We start from the raw sequence: 15,655 nt of genomic DNA, 5'->3' as shown, positions 1-15,655 counted from the left end.
CCGCACCCCACGGCCAGCGCCGACACCGCGTCGTCCCTACGGGATTCGCCGCACGGGCTGATCCGAGCGGCAGGACCTACCGCGCCCCGCGCAGCGTCGGCGCGCACCGGCCCGCGTCGACCGGCGCCGACCGCGCCTCCACGGTCGCCGCCAGCTCCCGCGCCCAGGCGGTCACCCCCGCCAGGTCCATCCCGTACGGCCGCCGCAGCCCGGTGCCGGCCGCCCACTCGTCGACCGCCCCGGCCCCGCGCCGGAGCAGCCGGGCGCCCCCGGTGACGTTCCCGCGGGCCGAGTGCGTCAGGCCCACCGCGAGCTGGGCCAGCCCCCGCCACAGACCGCGCTCCCGGTCCGGGCCCGACTTCCACGCGTCCTCGAAGACCTCGTGCGCGTGGAACGGCCGCCCCGCGTCCAGCAGCTCCTGCGCCTCGGCGACGGTCTGCTCGGGGGTGCGCACGACGCCCTCGGGCTGCCGGTCCACTCCGCTCGCTCCGTACGGCAGGGGCCGCCCGAGCCCGTCCCGGGGCCGCGCGTTGCGTGCCCGCCCCTCGTTGTCCCGGTCCCGTGCCCCGGCTTCCCGACTCGACGATGTGCTGCCCATACGCCGATTGTGCCGCGCCCGGTGCCCCCTTCGAAGCCGCCCTAGGGTGTGCGGTAAAGTGCTGTTCGCGCGATCACACAGGTCACCGTGGGTGAGCGCACCGGGACGTGGCGCAGCTTGGTAGCGCACTTGACTGGGGGTCAAGGGGTCGCAGGTTCAAATCCTGTCGTCCCGACTTGTGAGAGTCGCAGGTCGAGGAGCCGTCGCAGAGCAATCTGCGGCGGCTCCTCGATCGTTTGCGGACCGGATCCCGTCACCCCCGATACTCCCCGATATCCCCGTCACCCCCCGACACCGCCGTCCCCCTCGTCCTTGTCGTCCGCCGAGGTGGGCCGGGGGAGGGGGATGCGGGTCTGGCCCTCGATCGGCGCCGGGGTGCGCTCGCCGAGCCGGTCCTCCAGCTCCCGAAGCCTGCTCCGGGTCTCCTCGGGCGTCATGCGGCGCCCCCGCCGTCCCGCCGCGTCGCCGATGCCACGGTCCGGGGGTCCTCGCCGGTGAGTTCGACGATGCGGTGCGGCGGAACCCCGGCGGCCGCGGCCCGCGCCAGCAGGGCGTCCCGCTCGCCCGCGCAGTCGCGATAGGCCAGCAGCTCCTCCTCCACGCGGGCGAGGGCAGCCGGTGCCAGCGCCAGGCGGAGCCGGTCGAGTTCCTCGTCACTCAACGGAACGGGCAGCCTCTCGGCCCCGTCGGGGATGGCGCCCGTCTCCTCCGGCGGCAGCAGCCGGACGCCCGCGGAGGCGGCGGTCACCTCGTGCGCGCCGAGCCAGGCGTGCACGGCGGGCGTCTCCAGGCACGCCAGGTCGCCGACAGCGGCGACGGATGCGCCCAGCGGGGTCGCCGGGTCGTCCACGAGGAACAGGTAGGCGTCGTCGGTCATGCTCGTCTCCTTCGCAGACGCGATGATCGTGTGCTGCATCACCTACCCCCTCCGGCGAGGAGCCACCGCCCGGCTCCGGTCAGCTTCGACGCGGCGCCGGTGCCGCGCACGCCGCCGTCCCGCCCGGCATCCGGTGCCGGTTGTCCGCCACCAGCCGGTAGACGGCGTGGGTGACCCACCGCACCGGGGGCAGCATGAGCAGGGCTCCGAGCGGCGCCCAGCCCCCGCCCGTGCGCAGCAGGATCTTCGCCACCGCGCGGGCACCGCCGTACACCCGGCCCGTCGGGGTCACCCACAGGGCTTCGTGTGCGGCGCGCTCCGGCGTCACGCCCAGCGCCGCCAGATCCGCGAACTGCCAGGGGACGGTGTCGCAGTCGGGACGGAGGCGGCGTTCGACGAAGGACACGGACGACGTACAGAAGCCGCAGTCACCGTCGAAGACGAGCACCGGTCGAGTCCGCATGACTCCATCATGCCGACACGACGCCGAACCCCCGCCGGTGAGATCGGGTGCGACGCGGAGGGGATGCCCGGCAGCTGAGGGGGCACACGTGCACACGGTGCTCGCAACACACGGCCATCGGCAGCACACGTGGGCGGGCGGACGACGGCAGATGACGACAGGACGCAGGGAGCGCAGTGATGAAAGTCCGCTCGTGGCCGATCCGACCGGACCTCCGGCTCACCGCCCAGGTGGTGGCCGGACGTTACCGGCTCGACGACCTGCTGGGCCGCGGCGGCGCGGCCGACGTGTACGAAGGCATGGACCTGCGCCTGCGGCGGCCGGTCGCGGTGAAGGTCTTCCGTCCGGACGGGGCCGCCGACACGGAGGAACGGTTCGACAGCGAGGGCCGGCTGCTCGCCCAGTTGCAGCACCCCGGCCTGATCACCGTGTACGACTGCGGGCGGGACGACGCGACGCCCTACCTGGTGATGGAACTGGTCAGGGGCACGACGCTGCGCCGGCGGATCACCGAGGCCCCGCTGGCGCCCGCCGCGGCATGCCGGATCGGCGCCGCGCTGGCCTCGGCGCTGGCGCATGTGCACCGGGCCGGAGTCGTCCACCGCGACGTCAAGCCCGCGAACATCCTGCTGGACGAGGAGGGCGCACCCCACCTCACGGACTTCGGCATCTCCCGGCTGCTCGGCACCACGGCCCACACCGTCACCGGCGCCCTGGTGGGGACCGCCGCCTACATGGCCCCGGAGCAGGTGCTGGGCCGGGGCGCCGGGCCGGCAGCGGACATCTACAGCCTGGGACTGGTGCTCATCGAGTGCATCAAGGGGGAACTGGAGTACGACGGGGCGCCGCTGGAGGCCGCGATCGCCCGTCTGCACCGGCCCCCGGTCATGCCGCCGGACATACCGGCGGCGCTCGCCGAACTGCTGGAAGCCATGACCGACGCGGACGAGAGCCGCCGGCCCGACGCCCCGGCCTGTGGGCGCGCGCTGGCCGCCTTCGCGTCCGAGGGACTCGCGGGAGCGGCCGACGCGCCCGCGGGACCCTCCGTGCTCGGGGCCGTGCCCGTGAGCGGTGGGGACGACGCCGACGAGCGGAACCCGGACACGCTGCGGTCGCACGGCTCGGGCGCGGGACTGCGGGTCGCCGGGGCCGAGGCCGCCGCCCCCGCCACCGGCGGGCCCGTACCGGCGCGATCTCCTTCCGGCCGTCCCGCCGCGCGCCGGGGCGGCCGGATGCTGCTGACCGCCGGAGCGGCCCTGACCGTCCTCGGCGTCGGACTGGCCGGTTCGGTGGGCGGACCGGCCGCCGAGGCGGAGAACGCCGCGGCCGGTCCGCCCCGCCCCGCCACGACCGAGCCGGCCGCACCGGGCGGGGACCGGCCGAGCCCGTCCCCGTCGGCCTCCCCGTCGGCCGCGGCCGCAGCCGTAGCCGACGCCGCCTCCTCCTCCGCATCAGCGCCGCGATCTCCTGCGCGCACCGGCGCCGAGGACGCGGCGATCGACGACGGTACGCCGGCGGCTCCCGTCGGCCGGGAGGCGCAGCGCGGCCATGCGGCCGACTCCGGAGCAGCCGGCCCGGCTCCCGAGAAGGCCAAGGCGCGGAAGGGGAAGGCGAAGCAGGCGAAGGGCAAGCACGCGCGGTGACACCGCTGTGGCTCGCTGGCGTGACACCGCCCTGACGGGGCACCTGACAGGCAACTCGCCGGCCCCTCTCGGGGCGGTGGCGGCCAGGGCGGCAAGCTCTGAACGGAGCGGTGGTGTCATGACGATCGGTGTACCCGCGAGCGGCTCGGCGTCGGGTCGGCGCGAGCACGGGACGTACGCCAGGGCCATGGCCCGTACACCGGTCGCCGTCTGGGAGGACGACCTCACCGACTGGGCGGCGGCGCTGACGTACTACGCGGTGCTGGCCGTCTTCCCGGCCCTGCTGGTGGTGGTCTTCTCCATCGCGCTGCTCGGCGCGGACTCCCCTCAGGAGGTCGTCGCGCAACTGGCCGTCTTCGTGCCGGAGGCGGCCCGTCCGATCCTCGAGCAGGCGCTGAGCAGCCCGCCGGGGGGCTCGTCGGGCCGCTGGCTGCTGCTCGTGGTGACCGGCGGAGCCGCGCTGTGGTCCGCCTCCAGTTACCTGGCCGTCTTCCGGCGGGCGCTGCACGCGATGCACGGCGTCGCCGACTGCCGCCCGGTGTGGCGGGCGTTCCCCGCCACCCTCCTCAGGGCGTTGACCGTGCTCGCCCTGCTGGTCAGCGGGGTGCTGACGCTGACGGCCGCCGAGTGGATCGCCCGAGCCATCGGCCAGGGCACGGGAACGGACCATCAGGCCGCCCTCGTGTGGGCCGGGTTGAAGTGGCCGCTGCTGTTCACGGTGGTCGTCGCCCTGGTCCTGCTCCTCTTCCGGTCCGGGCCGCCGGAGACCCGCGGACTGCGGCAGACCCTGCCCGGCGGAACACTGGCGGTGCTGCTCTGGCTGCTGGCCTCGGCGGGCTTCGCCTTCTACGCGTCGCACATCGCGTCGTACAACCGTCTCTACGGCTCCCTGGCGGGCGGAGTGGTGTTCCTGGTGTGGCTGTGGGTCTCCCATGTCGTGCTGCTGGCGGGCGCGCAGTTCAACGCCCAACTGGTGAGTGGCGGGCGACCGGAGCCCGATCCCTGCGCGTCGGGCGAGAGCGCGTAAAGCCCTCTTTTGTATAACGTTTCCCGTCCCGGGTACGCGGAGCGCGCGGCACGGGAATGGGGTGACGATCATGACGCTGTTCCGTGATCGTGGGCACGCCGGACGGGAGCTGGCCCGGGAGCTGCGCGGCCGGCACGAGCAGGATCCCGTCGTCCTCGCGCTTCCCCGGGGTGGGGTGACCGTGGCCCAGGAAGTGGCCCGCGCGCTGGACGCCCCGCTCGACGTGCTGGTCGCGCGCAAGATCGGCGCGCCCTTCCAGGAGGAGCTCGGTGTCGGCGCGATCTGCGGTGACGATCCCCCCGTCTTCGACGACCGGTCCCTGAACCGGCTCGGTCTCACCCGGGCCGCGCTGGAACCGGTGGTGGCCCGTGAGCGCGCGGAACTGCACCGCCGCGAGGAGCTGTACCGGCACGGCCGCTCCGCTCTCGACCTGCGCGGGCGGACCGTGATCGTGGTCGACGACGGACTCGCCACCGGCGCCACCGCCCGGGCCGCGCTGCGCTGGATCCGGGGCCGGTCGCCCGCGCGCGTGCTGCTGGCGGTGCCGGTCGGCTCGCCCGAGGGCGTGCACCTGATGAGCCGGGAGGCCGACGAGGTCATCTGCCCGCACCGGCCGGCCGACTTCATGGCCGTCGGGCTCTGGTACGACGACTTCGCGCAGCTCACCGACGCCGATGTGCTGGCCGCGCTGCGCACGGGCGCCGAGGGCTGAGACCGCCGCGCGATGATAGAAGCGGACCATGACCTCTTCCTCCGTGCCCGGCATCGACACCCCCGACCGCCGCGGCCGCACCGGCCTCGACCGGACCGGCCGGGACCTGACCGGCAACCCGCGCGTGAAGGTGCGGGACGTGAAGCTGCTCTCCAGCCACTGGTACGTCGAGCGGTCCACGACCTTCGACTTCCGGCACGCCGACGGCACCTGGAGCCGCCAGGAGCGCGAGACCCACGACCGCGGCAACGGCGCCACGATGCTCCTGTACGACGCCGTACGCGAAACGGTGCTGCTCACCCGGCAGTTCCGCTTTCCCGTGTACGTCAACGGCCACCCCGACGGGATGCTCGTGGAGACCCCGGGCGGACTGCTCGACGAGGACGACGAGCATCCCGAGATCGCCGTGCGGCGCGAGGTGGTGGAGGAGACCGGCCACACCATCGGCGCCGTACAGCATGTGTTCGACGTCTATATGAGCCCCGGCTCGGTCACCGAACGGGTGAGCTTCTACGCGGCCGAGTACGGGCCGTCCACCCGCACCCACGAGGGCGGCGGCCTGGGCGAGGAGGGCGAGGACATCGAGATCCTCGAACTGCCCTTCCGGCAGGCCCTGGAGATGATTCGAAGCGGGGAGATCGCCGACGCCAAGACGATCATGCTGCTCCAATGGGCGGCGCTGGAGGGCCCGTTCGCCAAGTAGGCGGCCACGCGCTTGACTTGAAGTGCACTTCAAGCTGAAGACTCCCCCTCGTACACCACCCACGGGAGGGAACCCGGCATGAAGTACCGCACCATCGGCACCGACCCGCTGCACCGCCGCGAGGTCAGCGTCCTCGCGCTCGGCGCGATGCTGTTCGGCTCGTACACCGACGAGGAGACGTCCTTCGCCGTACTCGACCGCTATGTCGAGGCCGGCGGGAACTTCATCGACACGTCCGACAACTACGCCTTCTGGGCGGACGGGGGCCAGGGCGGCCAGAGCGAGGAACTGCTCGGCCGGTGGCGGCGCAGCCGGGGAATCGGTGACGAGATCGTCATCGCCACCAAGCTCGGCGCCCGCCCCCTGGCCCCCGGCACCGGCTACGTCGACAACCCGGAGGGCCTGTCCGCGAAGGTCATCCGGGAAGCCGCCGAACGCAGCCGGGAACGGCTCGGGGTGGAGAAGATCGACCTCCTCTACGCCCACATCGAGGACCGGAAGGTGCCGCTCGCCGAGACCGTGGAGGGGTTCGCCGAGCTGGTCGCCGAGGGCACCGTCGGACTGCTGGGCGTCAGCAACCACGCCGTGTGGCGGGTGGAACGGGCCCGCGCGCTGGCCGCCGCGGCCGGACTGCCCGGCTACCAGGTGCTCCAGTACCAGCACAGCCTGCTGCGCCCGCGCTTCGACGTGCCGAGCGACCTCTTCCCCGACGGCAGCCTCGGCCACGCGGGGCCCGAGCTCCTGAGCTACCTGCGCGCCGAGCCCGACCTCGCCCTGGTCGCCTACTCACCGCTGCTCGCCGGCGCCTACACCCGCGAGGACAAGCCGCTGCCGGGGGACTACGACCACCCCGGCACCCCGGCCCGCCTCCAGGTGCTGCGGGAGGTCGCCCGGGAGACCGGCGCGACCGTCAACCAGGTCGTCCTGGCCTGGCAGATCGGCGGCGACCTGCCGCTGATCCCGCTGGCCGGGGCGTCCTCGGTGGCCCAGCTGGAGGAGAACCTGGCGGCGCTGGACCTGGAGCTGACGGGGGAGCAGCGGGCCCGGCTGGACGCCGCGCACTGACCTGGCCCGAAGGGGGGTCCCGCTGTCAGACCTACTTTGTACTTACATTCGGACCTGCTTGTGAAATGATGTCTTAACAAAGTATTGACAGCGGGCCCATCAGGGGATTGGATCCGGGACCAACGCACCAGCCGCGTTTCTTTCCCGTCGTTCCCCCGTCGCACAGTGAGGTGCAGGAAAGATGGACCGCTCTTCGCACTCCCGCTCCCGCAGAACGGCCTCCCTGGTGGCCCTGGCCGCTGCGGCAGCACTGACCCTCGCAGGCTGCTCCAGCGGCTCCGGCGGCAAGAAGGCCGAGGAAAGCGCGGACGGCGCCTCCGCGGGCAAGGCCGACACCCCGCGCATGACCGTCGCCCTGGTCACCCACCAGTCGCCGGGCGACACCTTCTGGGACATCGTCCGCAAGGGGGCCGAGGCCGCCGCCGCCAAGGACAACATCAAGCTCATCTACTCGGCCGACCCCAGCGCGGGCGTCCAGGCCAACCTCGTGCAGAACGCCGTCGACCAGAAGGTCGACGGCATCGCCGTCACCCTCGCCAAGCCGGACGCCCTCAAGGACGTCATAGCCAAGGCGAAGGCCGCGAACATACCCGTCGTCGGCCTCAACTCCGGTGTCAGCGAGTGGCAGGAACTCGGCCTGATGGAGTTCTTCGGCCAGGACGAGACGGTCGCCGGCGAGGCGCTCGGCAAGCGGCTCAACGAGGCCGGCGCCAAGAAGGCCGTCTGCGTCATCCAGGAACAGGGCAACATCGGCCTCACCCAGCGCTGCGACGGCGTCGAGAAGACCTTCTCCGGCACGGTCGAGACGCTCAACGTCAACGGCACCGACATGCCGTCCGTGAAGTCGACGATCACCGCCAAACTCGCCGAGGACAAGGCCATCGACCACGTGGTCACCCTCGGCGCCCCCTTCGCGCTCACCGCGGCGCAGTCCGTGGCGGAGTCGGGCAGCTCCGCCAAGGTCGCCACCTTCGACCTCAACAAGGACCTGACCGGAGCCATCAGCAAGGGCACCATCGAGTTCGCCGTCGACCAGCAGCCCTACCTCCAGGGCTACCTGGCCATCGACTCGCTGTGGCTCTACAAGAACAACGGCAACTACATGGGCGGCGGTGAGCAGCCGGTGCTGACCGGCCCGGCCTTCGTCGACAAGTCCAATGTCGAGGCGGTAGCCGGGTTCGCCGCGAAGGGCACCCGGTGATCGGTATGACCCAGCAGGCTGAGCCGGCGGTGACCTCACCGCCGGCCCCCGGCCCCAAGGGCGGCGACGGGCGGACCGCCGAGCGCCCGCTCGCGCTCCGGCTCCTCGCCCGGCCCGAAGTGGGCGTCTTCCTGGGCGCCGTGGCGGTGCTGGTCTTCTTCCTCGTCACCGCCCCGCCGGTGCGCGACGGCAGCTCGATGGCCAACATCCTGTACCAGTCGTCGACCATCGGGATCATGGCGCTGCCCGTGGCCCTGCTGATGATCGGCGGCGAGTTCGACCTGTCGGCCGGTGTCGCGGTGATCGCCTCGGCGCTGACCGCCAGCATGATCAGCTACCAGCTGACCATGAACGTCTGGGTCGGGGTGATCGTGGCCCTGGTCGTGTCGCTCGCGATCGGGCTCTTCAACGGCTGGATGCTGGTCAAAACCGGCCTGCCGAGCTTCCTGGTGACCCTCGGCACCTTCCTGATCCTCCAGGGCGCGAACCTCGCCGTCACCAAGCTGATCACCGGCAACGTCGCCACCGACGACATCAGCACCATGGACGGATTCGACCAGGCCAAGGCCCTGTTCGCGTCCTCCTTCGACGTCGGCGGCGTCCAGGTGAAGATCACCATCGTGTGGTGGCTGGTCTTCGCCGCGCTCGCCACCTGGGTGCTGCTGCGCACCAAGTACGGCAACTGGGTCTTCGCCGTCGGCGGCAGCAAGGAGTCCGCCCGGGCCGTCGGCGTGCCGGTGACGTTCACCAAGATCTCGCTGTTCATGCTGGTCGGCTTCGGCGCCTGGTTCGTCGGCATGCACCAGCTGTTCTCCTTCAACACCGTGCAGTCCGGCGAAGGCGTCGGCCAGGAGCTCATCTACATCGCCGCGGCGGTCATCGGCGGCTGTCTGCTGACCGGCGGCTACGGCTCGGCGATCGGCCCGGTCTTCGGCGCGTTCATGTTCGGCATGGTCCAGCAGGGCATCGTGTACGCCGGCTGGAACCCGGACTGGTTCAAGGCGTTCCTGGGCGTGATGCTCCTCGGCGCCACGCTCATCAATCTGTGGGTCCGCCGCACGGCGACCCGGAGGTGACCGCAATGACGACCCCGCACGGAGCCATCCTCACCGACCCGGCCCCCGAGGAGGACCGGCCGATCGTCGAACTGCGCGGCGCCGGCAAGTCCTACGGCAACATCCGCGCCCTGCACGGGGTGAACGTCGCCGTCCACCCCGGCAAGGTGACCTGCGTGCTCGGCGACAACGGCGCCGGCAAGTCCACCCTCATCAAGATCGTCTCGGGTCTGCACCAGCACACCGAGGGCGAGTTCCTCGTCGACGGCGAACCGGTCCGCTTCAGCACCCCCCGCGAGGCCCTCGACCGCGGTATCGCCACCGTCTACCAGGACCTGGCGACCGTCCCGCTGATGCCGGTCTGGCGCAACTTCTTCCTCGGCTCCGAGCTGACCAAGGGCCCCTGGCCGGTCCGCCGCCTCGACATCGCCGCCATGAAACGCACCGCCGATCACCAACTGCGCGAGATGGGCATCGTCCTCGACGACCTGGAACAGCCCATCGGCACCCTCTCCGGCGGCCAGCGCCAGTGCGTGGCCATCGCCCGCGCCGTCCACTTCGGCGCCCGCGTCCTCATCCTGGACGAGCCCACCGCCGCCCTCGGCGTCAAGCAGTCCGGAGTGGTCCTCAAGTACATCGCCGCCGCCCGCGACCGCGGCCTCGGCGTCATCTTCATCACCCACAACCCCCACCACGCCTATATGGTCGGCGACCACTTCAGCGTGCTGCGGCTCGGCACCCTGGAGCTGTCCGCCGACCGCGACCGGGTGAGCCTGGAGGAACTCACCAACCACATGGCCGGCGGCGCCGAACTCGCCGCCCTCAAGCACGAGCTGTCCCAGGTGCGGGGCGTCGACGTCGAAAAGCTCCCCGAGGCGGCGGACCTCACCGCACCGGTGGCCGGCACCCCCGAAGGAAAGGCGTGAACATGGCGGCACTCGACCGTATCCGGGTCGGCTCGGCCCCCGACTCCTGGGGCGTGTGGTTCCCCGACGACCCCCGGCAGGTGCCCTGGCAGCGCTTCCTGGACGAGGTCGCCGAGGCCGGATACGAGTGGATCGAGCTCGGCCCGTACGGCTATCTCCCCACCGACCCGGCCCGGCTCACCGACGAGGTCGCCCGCCGGAACCTCACGGTGTCCGCCGGCACGGTCTTCACCGGCCTGCACCGCGGCCCGTCCGTGTGGGAGTCCACCTGGGAACACGTCAGCCAGGTCGCCGCGCTCACCCGGGCTATGGGCGCCCGCCACCTCGTGGTCATCCCCTCCTTCTGGCGCGACGACAAGACCGCCGAGATCCTGGAACCGCCGGAGCTGACCGGCGAGCAGTGGGCCCACCTCACCAAGGGCATGGAACGGCTCGGGCACGAGGTCAAGGAGGCCTACGGCCTCGACATCGTCGTCCACCCGCACGCCGACACCCACCTCGACACCGAGGACCACGTGGAGCGCTTCCTCGACTCCACCGACGCCGAGCTGGTCAACCTCTGCCTGGACACCGGGCACTACGCCTACTGCGGCGGCGACAGCGTCAAGCTGATCGAGACCTACGGCGAGCGCATCGGCTATCTGCACCTCAAGCAGGTCGACCCGGAGATCCTCGCGGACGTGGTGCGCGACGAGATCCCGTTCGGGCCCGCCGTACAGCGCGGCGTGATGTGCGAACCGCCCGCCGGGGTCCCGGACCTCGAACCGGTGCTGGTGGCCGCGCAGCGGCTCGGGGTCGAGCTGTTCGCCATCGTCGAGCAGGACATGTACCCCTGCGCACCGGACCGGCCGCTGCCGATCGCGGTGCGCACCCGGAAGTTCCTGAGGTCCTGCGGTGCCTGAGCACGCACCGCTCGGCGTAGCCGTCATCGGTACCGGCCGCATGGGCGCCGACCACGTCCGCCGTATCCAGGAAGTGATCAGCGGGGCCCGCGTCACCGCCGTGGTGGACGTCGACGCGGAGCGCGCCGAGGCCGTGGCCGCCCGCGCCGGCGGCTGCGCCGTGCACACCGACCCCGCCAAGGCGATGGCGTCGGCGGACGTCGACGCCGTCCTCGTCGCCTCGCCCGGCCCGGCCCACGAGGCCGCGCTCATGGCCGCCTTCGCGCACGACCTGCCCGTGCTGTGCGAGAAGCCCCTCACCCCCGACGCGGCCTCCGCGCTGCGCCTCGTCGAGGCCGAACAGGCCCTCGGCCGACGCCGCGTCCAGGTCGGCTTCATGCGCCGCTACGACCCCGAGTACGCGCGGCTCAAGGCGCTGCTGGAGACCGGGCGCCTGGGCCGTCCGCTGATGCTGCACAACCGGCACCGCAATGTCGCGAGCCCGGACTTCTTCACCTCCGAGATGCTCATCACCGACTCCGTCGCCCACGAGGTGGACGTCACGCGCTGGCTGCTCGGCCATGAGATCACGGCGGTCACGGTGCACCGCCCCGCGCCCTCCGCCGGCGCCCCCGAGGGGCTGGCCGACCCGCAGTTCGTCGTCCTGGAGACCGCGGGCGGCGCGCTGTCGGACGTGGAGATCTTCGTCAACTGCGGATTCGGCTACCAGGTGCAGGCCGAGGTGGTCTGCGAAGGCGGCACCGCCCGCATCGGTGACGCCCACGATCTGGTCACCGCCGCGGCGGGCCGCTGGGGCGGCAGCATCGCCCAGGACTGGACCGAGCGGTTCGCGGACGCCTACGACCGGGAGGTCCAGGCCTGGGTCGACGCCACCCGGCGGGGCGAGGTCACCGGGCCGGGCAGCTGGGACGGCTATGCGGCGGCCGCCGTCTGCGAGGCGGGGACGCGGGCGCTGCGCGAGGGCGGCCGGGTGACGGTGGAGCTGGCCGAGCGGCCCGCGCTGTACGGCTGAGCGGCGCTCGGCGGGCCGTTGTCAGTGCCGCGCGCTAGCGTGCACAGCAGTGACCGTTCCCGCTCCGGGAGGCTTGTGATGGCTTCGCGACTCAACCCCTACCTCACCTTCGCCGGCGACGCCCGGCAGGCCATGGAGTTCTACCAGGAGGTCTTCGGCGGCACCCTGGACCTCAATTCGTACGGCGACCTCGGGCAGACGGACGCCCCCATGGCCGACAAGATCATGCACGGCATGCTGGAGACCCCGGGCGGGTTCACCCTGATGGGCGCCGACAACCCGCCCGGGACAGAGAAGCACACCGAGAACAACTTCTCCGTGAGCCTGAGCGGCGACGACGAGGCCGAGCTGCGTGGCTACTGGGAGAAGCTGTCCGAGGGCGGGCAGGTGGCGGTGCCGCTGGAGAAGCAGATGTGGGGCGATGTCTTCGGCATGTGCACCGACCGCTTCGGCGTGCCGTGGATGGTCAACATCAGCGGTTCCCAGGGCTGACCGCCGTCGCCCGGCCCGCTCACGCCTGCCGTATCTCCGCGACGGTGACGGGGCGGTGCTCGTGCAGTGACCGGGTGCACGCCTCGGCGATCCAGCCGGCCTCCAGGGCGTCCGCGACCGTGCACGGGGAGGTCCGGGTGCCGGCCACGACCTCGGTGAACGCGGTGAGTTCGGCGCGGTAGGCCGCGGCGAAGCGGTCCATGAAGAAGTCGTGCGGGGTGCCCGCGGGGAAGGCGGTCCCCGGCTCGACCGAGCGCAGCGGCAGCTTGTCCTCCAGGCCGACGGCGATGGAGTCCCGGAAGCCGTGCAGCTCCATCCGGACGTCGTAACCCCGGCCGTTGTGGCGGGAGTTGGAGACCACCGCCAGGGTGCCGTCGTCCAGGGTGAGGATCGCGGACGTGGTGTCGGCGTCGCCCGCCCGCGCGATGTAGTCGGCGCCCCGGTTGCCGCCCACCGCGTACACCTCGCTGACCTCGCGTCCCGTCACCCAGCGGATGATGTCGAAGTCGTGGACCGAGCAGTCCCGGAAGATGCCCCCGGAGGCGGCGATGTACCCGGCGGGCGGCGGCGCCGGGTCCAGCGTGGTCGACCGCACGGTGTGCAGCGTGCCCAGCTCGCCGCCCCGCACGGCGGCCCGCGCGGCGACGAAACCGGCGTCGAAGCGGCGGTTGTAGCCGATCTGGATCGGCACGCCCGCGCCCTCCACGGCCCGCAGGACCTCTACCCCCTCGGGCATGGTGCGGGCGACGGGCTTCTCGCAGAAGACGGGGACACCTGCCTCCACCCCGGCCAGGATCAGCGCGGGATGGGCGTCCGTGGCCGCCGCGACGACGATGCCGTCCACCCCGGCGGACAGCAGGGCCTCGGGCGAGTCCACCACCTCGCCGCCGAACCGCTCGGCGGCGGACTTGGCGGCGTCCGCGACGGGGTCGGTGAGGACGAGGGAGTCGACGGCGTCGAGTCCAGAGAGGGTCTCGGCGTGGAAGGCGCCGATGCGGCCGAGGCCGAGGATTCCGATGCGCATGGTGGTGCAGCTCCTGGGGTGAGGGGGTCAGTCGAGGCCGCCGAGTACGTTCTGGTCCCACTCGATCACCGATCCGGTGACCACTCCGGAGCGCTCCGAGAGCAGGAACACCACGAAGTCGGCGATCTCGTCGGGCCGGCCGAGCCTGCCCATCGGCAGCCGGGCGGCGGCCCGTTCGCGCCAGTCGTCCCCGGCGCCGTGGAAGGTCCGCTGGGTCGCGTCCTCGCCCTCGGTCTCGGTCCAGCCGATATTCAGGCCGTTGATCCGGATCCGGTCGAAGCGGTGCGCGTGGGCGGCGTTGCGGGTCAGGCCGATCAACCCGGCCTTGGCGGCGACGTACGGCGCGAGGAAGGGCTGTCCGCCGTGCGCCGAGGAGGTGATGACGTTGACGATCGAGCCCGGCGCCCCGCGGGCCACCATGTCGGCGACCGCGGCCTGCATGGCGAAGAAGGGCGCCCTGAGGTTGACGGCGATGTGCTGGTCGAACAGCTCGGGCGTGGTGTCCAGCAGGGTGCCCCGGGAGGTCAGCCCCGCCGCGTTCACCAGGCAGTCGATCCGGCCCCGGGCCGCCACGACCTCGGCGACGGCGCCCCTGGACCGCTCGGCGTCCGCCAGGTCGGCCCGAAGGAACAGCGCCTCGGCGCCGGCGGCCGTCAGCTCCGCCACCAGTGCCTCGCCCGGTTGAGGGCGCCGGCCCGTGACGGCCACGACCGCCCCCTCGCGGGCCGCGGCCCGTGCGACGGCGGCGCCGACGCCCTGGGTGCCGCCGTTGACGAGGACCACCTTGTCGTCGAGAAGTCCCATGGCGTTACTGGTCCTTTCAGCTCCGGCGCCGCTCGGCGCGGGCCCTCAGCTCGTCCCGCAGCGCCTGCGGAGCCCATCCCTCCCGCAGCGCGCGGCGCACCACGTCCGCCTGCGAGGACGGGGCGAGTCCGTCGAGGGGCGGGTCGCGGTCGAGGTTCGTGGGGAAGGGGTAGCCCTCGGCGCTCGCGGCGATCACGTTCTCCAGCCGTGCCACTTCCGCGCCCTCGCTCCGGCGCCTGAGCAGCACCGGGTACACGGCGTTGACGACCGCCTCCCGGTCGACCGTCTCCATCGCCCGCCCGAACGCGGACGACACCTGCAGGAGATTGGCCGTCCGCCTCACGTCCGTGGTGCGGTTGGTGCCGGCGGCGTGGAAGAGGGCCGGGCTGAAGAAGGCCGCGTCGCCCTTCGCGAGCGGGAGCTGCACGTGGTGGGCGTCGAAGTACCGCTGGAACTCCGGGCGGCGCCAGGCCAGATAGCCCGGTTCGTAGGTCTGTGAGTACGGCAGGTACATCGTCGGGCCCGACTCCACCGGCATGTCACCGTGCGCGACGGCGCCCTGGAGGGTCAGCACGGGGGAGAGGCGGTGGACGTGCGCCGGGTAGGCGGCCGCCGTCTCGTCCGGCAGGAAACCCAGGTGGTAGTCGCGGTGCGCGCTCTGGGCGGCGCCGCCGGGGTTGACGACGTTGACCTGCGAGGTCACCTGGTAGCCGGGGCCGAGCCAGGCCCGCGACACCAGCGCCAGGATGTCGTTGGCGTAGTAGTCGGCGAAGGCCTCCGGGTCGTGCAGGGCGGCCTTCTCCAGCGCGTTCCAGACCCGGTCGTTAGCACCGGGCCGCGCGAAGTGGTCGCCGGCGCTCGTGCCCGAGGCACGCTGCCCGGCGATCAGCGCCTCGAACACCGCGGTGAGCCGGTCGACGGCCTCCCGGTCGAAGGCGCCGCGGAAGACCACCACGCCGGGGCCGTCGGTGAGGGCGCGGACCAGCTCGTCCTCGGGCGCCGTCCCCTCGTAGACGGGCACCTCGCGCTCGACGGCGGCGGCGTGCGGGTAGTCGGCGGGGTCGGTGGTCCGCTCGACGAGCGTGCGGAACGCGTCGAGGTCGCAGTCCCGCGCGGACAGCCGGGAAGTGCGGGACATCGGGGACATCGGT

The 15,655-nt window shown here is 72.5% G+C and carries 18 protein-coding genes and 1 tRNA gene; 12 read left to right on the top strand and 7 right to left on the bottom strand.

Annotated features, from left to right (window positions below; genetic code table 11):
• Positions 1-76: 76 nt before the first annotated feature.
• Positions 77-598, bottom strand: coding sequence for a DUF309 domain-containing protein (locus ACFYW5_RS23610; RefSeq protein ID WP_389419043.1), 522 nt, complete (start codon positions 596-598; stop codon positions 77-79).
• A gap of 101 nt (positions 599-699) precedes the next feature.
• On the opposite strand from ACFYW5_RS23610, the gene ACFYW5_RS23605 reads away from it, so the two are divergent.
• Positions 700-773: transfer RNA gene (locus ACFYW5_RS23605), tRNA-Pro, on the top strand.
• A 106-nt stretch (positions 774-879) separates the two neighbouring features.
• Here ACFYW5_RS23605 and ACFYW5_RS23600 read toward each other — a convergent pair.
• The 3 genes from ACFYW5_RS23600 to ACFYW5_RS23590 form a co-directional block, all read right to left on the bottom strand.
• Positions 880-1,035, bottom strand: coding sequence for a hypothetical protein (locus ACFYW5_RS23600; RefSeq protein WP_389419042.1), 156 nt, complete (start codon positions 1,033-1,035; stop codon positions 880-882).
• On the bottom strand, positions 1,032-1,475 hold the full coding sequence (locus ACFYW5_RS23595) for a DUF6003 family protein (protein WP_389419041.1): 444 nt from the start codon (positions 1,473-1,475) through the stop codon (positions 1,032-1,034). The genes ACFYW5_RS23600 and ACFYW5_RS23595 overlap by 4 nt, the downstream gene beginning before the upstream one ends.
• A 79-nt stretch (positions 1,476-1,554) precedes the next feature.
• Positions 1,555-1,938: a thiol-disulfide oxidoreductase DCC family protein gene (locus tag ACFYW5_RS23590; RefSeq protein WP_389419040.1), complete on the bottom strand. Its 384-nt coding sequence runs from the start codon at positions 1,936-1,938 to the stop codon at positions 1,555-1,557.
• A gap of 179 nt (positions 1,939-2,117) precedes the next feature.
• Between ACFYW5_RS23590 and ACFYW5_RS23585 the strand changes: the two genes are divergently transcribed.
• The 11 genes from ACFYW5_RS23585 to ACFYW5_RS23535 all read left to right on the top strand — a co-directional run bounded on the left by ACFYW5_RS23585 (position 2,118) and on the right by ACFYW5_RS23535 (position 12,676).
• Positions 2,118-3,581 (top strand): serine/threonine-protein kinase, encoded by a 1,464-nt coding sequence (locus ACFYW5_RS23585; RefSeq protein ID WP_389419039.1) that lies wholly within the window; start codon positions 2,118-2,120, stop codon positions 3,579-3,581.
• 118 nt (positions 3,582-3,699) lie between these two features.
• Complete coding sequence (locus ACFYW5_RS23580) at positions 3,700-4,608, top strand: YihY/virulence factor BrkB family protein (protein WP_389419038.1); 909 nt, start codon at positions 3,700-3,702, stop codon at positions 4,606-4,608.
• A 70-nt stretch (positions 4,609-4,678) separates the two neighbouring features.
• The gene (locus ACFYW5_RS23575) at positions 4,679-5,320 is read left to right on the top strand and encodes a phosphoribosyltransferase (RefSeq protein WP_389419037.1); all 642 of its coding nucleotides are present in this window, start codon (positions 4,679-4,681) and stop codon (positions 5,318-5,320) included.
• Between the two features lie 28 nt (positions 5,321-5,348).
• On the top strand, positions 5,349-6,023 hold the full coding sequence (locus tag ACFYW5_RS23570) for an NUDIX domain-containing protein (RefSeq protein ID WP_389419036.1): 675 nt from the start codon (positions 5,349-5,351) through the stop codon (positions 6,021-6,023).
• Positions 6,024-6,101: 78 nt separating this feature from the next.
• Positions 6,102-7,088, top strand: a complete 987-nt coding sequence (locus tag ACFYW5_RS23565; RefSeq protein WP_389419035.1) for an aldo/keto reductase — start codon at positions 6,102-6,104, stop codon at positions 7,086-7,088.
• A 181-nt stretch (positions 7,089-7,269) separates the two neighbouring features.
• Positions 7,270-8,289 (top strand): sugar ABC transporter substrate-binding protein, encoded by a 1,020-nt coding sequence (locus ACFYW5_RS23560; RefSeq protein ID WP_389419034.1) that lies wholly within the window; start codon positions 7,270-7,272, stop codon positions 8,287-8,289.
• Positions 8,289-9,365: an ABC transporter permease gene (locus ACFYW5_RS23555; protein WP_389419217.1), complete on the top strand. Its 1,077-nt coding sequence runs from the start codon at positions 8,289-8,291 to the stop codon at positions 9,363-9,365. The genes ACFYW5_RS23560 and ACFYW5_RS23555 overlap by 1 nt, the downstream gene beginning before the upstream one ends.
• A 5-nt stretch (positions 9,366-9,370) precedes the next feature.
• Positions 9,371-10,270: an ATP-binding cassette domain-containing protein gene (locus ACFYW5_RS23550; protein WP_389419033.1), complete on the top strand. Its 900-nt coding sequence runs from the start codon at positions 9,371-9,373 to the stop codon at positions 10,268-10,270.
• 2 nt (positions 10,271-10,272) lie between these two features.
• Positions 10,273-11,172, top strand: coding sequence for a sugar phosphate isomerase/epimerase family protein (locus tag ACFYW5_RS23545; protein WP_389419032.1), 900 nt, complete (start codon positions 10,273-10,275; stop codon positions 11,170-11,172).
• Positions 11,165-12,184 (top strand): Gfo/Idh/MocA family protein, encoded by a 1,020-nt coding sequence (locus tag ACFYW5_RS23540; protein WP_389419031.1) that lies wholly within the window; start codon positions 11,165-11,167, stop codon positions 12,182-12,184. Before ACFYW5_RS23545 ends, ACFYW5_RS23540 begins: the two co-directional genes overlap by 8 nt.
• 78 nt (positions 12,185-12,262) lie before the next feature.
• Positions 12,263-12,676: a VOC family protein gene (locus ACFYW5_RS23535; RefSeq protein ID WP_389419030.1), complete on the top strand. Its 414-nt coding sequence runs from the start codon at positions 12,263-12,265 to the stop codon at positions 12,674-12,676.
• Between the two features lie 19 nt (positions 12,677-12,695).
• Here the strand turns inward: ACFYW5_RS23535 and ACFYW5_RS23530 are convergent, their stop codons facing one another.
• Genes ACFYW5_RS23530 through ACFYW5_RS23520 form a run of 3 tightly spaced genes read right to left on the bottom strand, consistent with a single transcriptional unit; the run spans position 12,696 to position 15,642 of the window.
• Positions 12,696-13,700 carry a Gfo/Idh/MocA family oxidoreductase gene (locus ACFYW5_RS23530; RefSeq protein WP_389419029.1) on the bottom strand — a complete coding sequence of 335 codons (1,005 nt, stop codon included), beginning with the start codon at positions 13,698-13,700 and terminating at the stop codon, positions 12,696-12,698.
• A 27-nt stretch (positions 13,701-13,727) separates the two neighbouring features.
• Positions 13,728-14,504 carry an SDR family oxidoreductase gene (locus ACFYW5_RS23525; protein ID WP_389419028.1) on the bottom strand — a complete coding sequence of 259 codons (777 nt, stop codon included), beginning with the start codon at positions 14,502-14,504 and terminating at the stop codon, positions 13,728-13,730.
• 16 nt (positions 14,505-14,520) lie between these two features.
• Positions 14,521-15,642, bottom strand: a complete 1,122-nt coding sequence (locus tag ACFYW5_RS23520) for a phytanoyl-CoA dioxygenase family protein (protein ID WP_389419027.1) — start codon at positions 15,640-15,642, stop codon at positions 14,521-14,523.
• Positions 15,643-15,655 lie beyond the last annotated feature (13 nt).

The sequence above is a fragment of the Streptomyces sp. NPDC002779 genome, from assembly GCF_042888685.1.
In the GTDB taxonomy this organism is placed as follows: Bacteria; Actinomycetota; Actinomycetes; order Streptomycetales; family Streptomycetaceae; genus Streptomyces.
The sequence above is the reverse complement of the archived record's forward strand: the minus strand, read 5'-3'. Positions and strand labels throughout refer to the sequence as shown.

Bases quoted from the DNA above. Each gene is read 5' to 3' on its own strand.
- ACFYW5_RS23610 (WP_389419043.1), bottom strand. From the start codon at position 598: ATGGGCAGCACATCGTCGAGTCGGGAAGCCGGGGCACGGGACCGGGAC.
- ACFYW5_RS23600 (WP_389419042.1), bottom strand. From the start codon at position 1,035: ATGACGCCCGAGGAGACCCGGAGCAGGCTTCGGGAGCTGGAGGACCGG.
- ACFYW5_RS23595 (WP_389419041.1), bottom strand. From the start codon at position 1,475: ATGACCGACGACGCCTACCTGTTCCTCGTGGACGACCCGGCGACCCCG.
- ACFYW5_RS23590 (WP_389419040.1), bottom strand. From the start codon at position 1,938: ATGCGGACTCGACCGGTGCTCGTCTTCGACGGTGACTGCGGCTTCTGT.
- ACFYW5_RS23585 (WP_389419039.1), top strand. From the start codon at position 2,118: ATGAAAGTCCGCTCGTGGCCGATCCGACCGGACCTCCGGCTCACCGCC.
- ACFYW5_RS23580 (WP_389419038.1), top strand. From the start codon at position 3,700: ATGACGATCGGTGTACCCGCGAGCGGCTCGGCGTCGGGTCGGCGCGAG.
- ACFYW5_RS23575 (WP_389419037.1), top strand. From the start codon at position 4,679: ATGACGCTGTTCCGTGATCGTGGGCACGCCGGACGGGAGCTGGCCCGG.
- ACFYW5_RS23570 (WP_389419036.1), top strand. From the start codon at position 5,349: ATGACCTCTTCCTCCGTGCCCGGCATCGACACCCCCGACCGCCGCGGC.
- ACFYW5_RS23565 (WP_389419035.1), top strand. From the start codon at position 6,102: ATGAAGTACCGCACCATCGGCACCGACCCGCTGCACCGCCGCGAGGTC.
- ACFYW5_RS23560 (WP_389419034.1), top strand. From the start codon at position 7,270: ATGGACCGCTCTTCGCACTCCCGCTCCCGCAGAACGGCCTCCCTGGTG.
- ACFYW5_RS23550 (WP_389419033.1), top strand. From the start codon at position 9,371: ATGACGACCCCGCACGGAGCCATCCTCACCGACCCGGCCCCCGAGGAG.
- ACFYW5_RS23545 (WP_389419032.1), top strand. From the start codon at position 10,273: ATGGCGGCACTCGACCGTATCCGGGTCGGCTCGGCCCCCGACTCCTGG.
- ACFYW5_RS23535 (WP_389419030.1), top strand. From the start codon at position 12,263: ATGGCTTCGCGACTCAACCCCTACCTCACCTTCGCCGGCGACGCCCGG.
- ACFYW5_RS23530 (WP_389419029.1), bottom strand. From the start codon at position 13,700: ATGCGCATCGGAATCCTCGGCCTCGGCCGCATCGGCGCCTTCCACGCC.
- ACFYW5_RS23525 (WP_389419028.1), bottom strand. From the start codon at position 14,504: ATGGGACTTCTCGACGACAAGGTGGTCCTCGTCAACGGCGGCACCCAG.
- ACFYW5_RS23520 (WP_389419027.1), bottom strand. From the start codon at position 15,642: ATGTCCCGCACTTCCCGGCTGTCCGCGCGGGACTGCGACCTCGACGCG.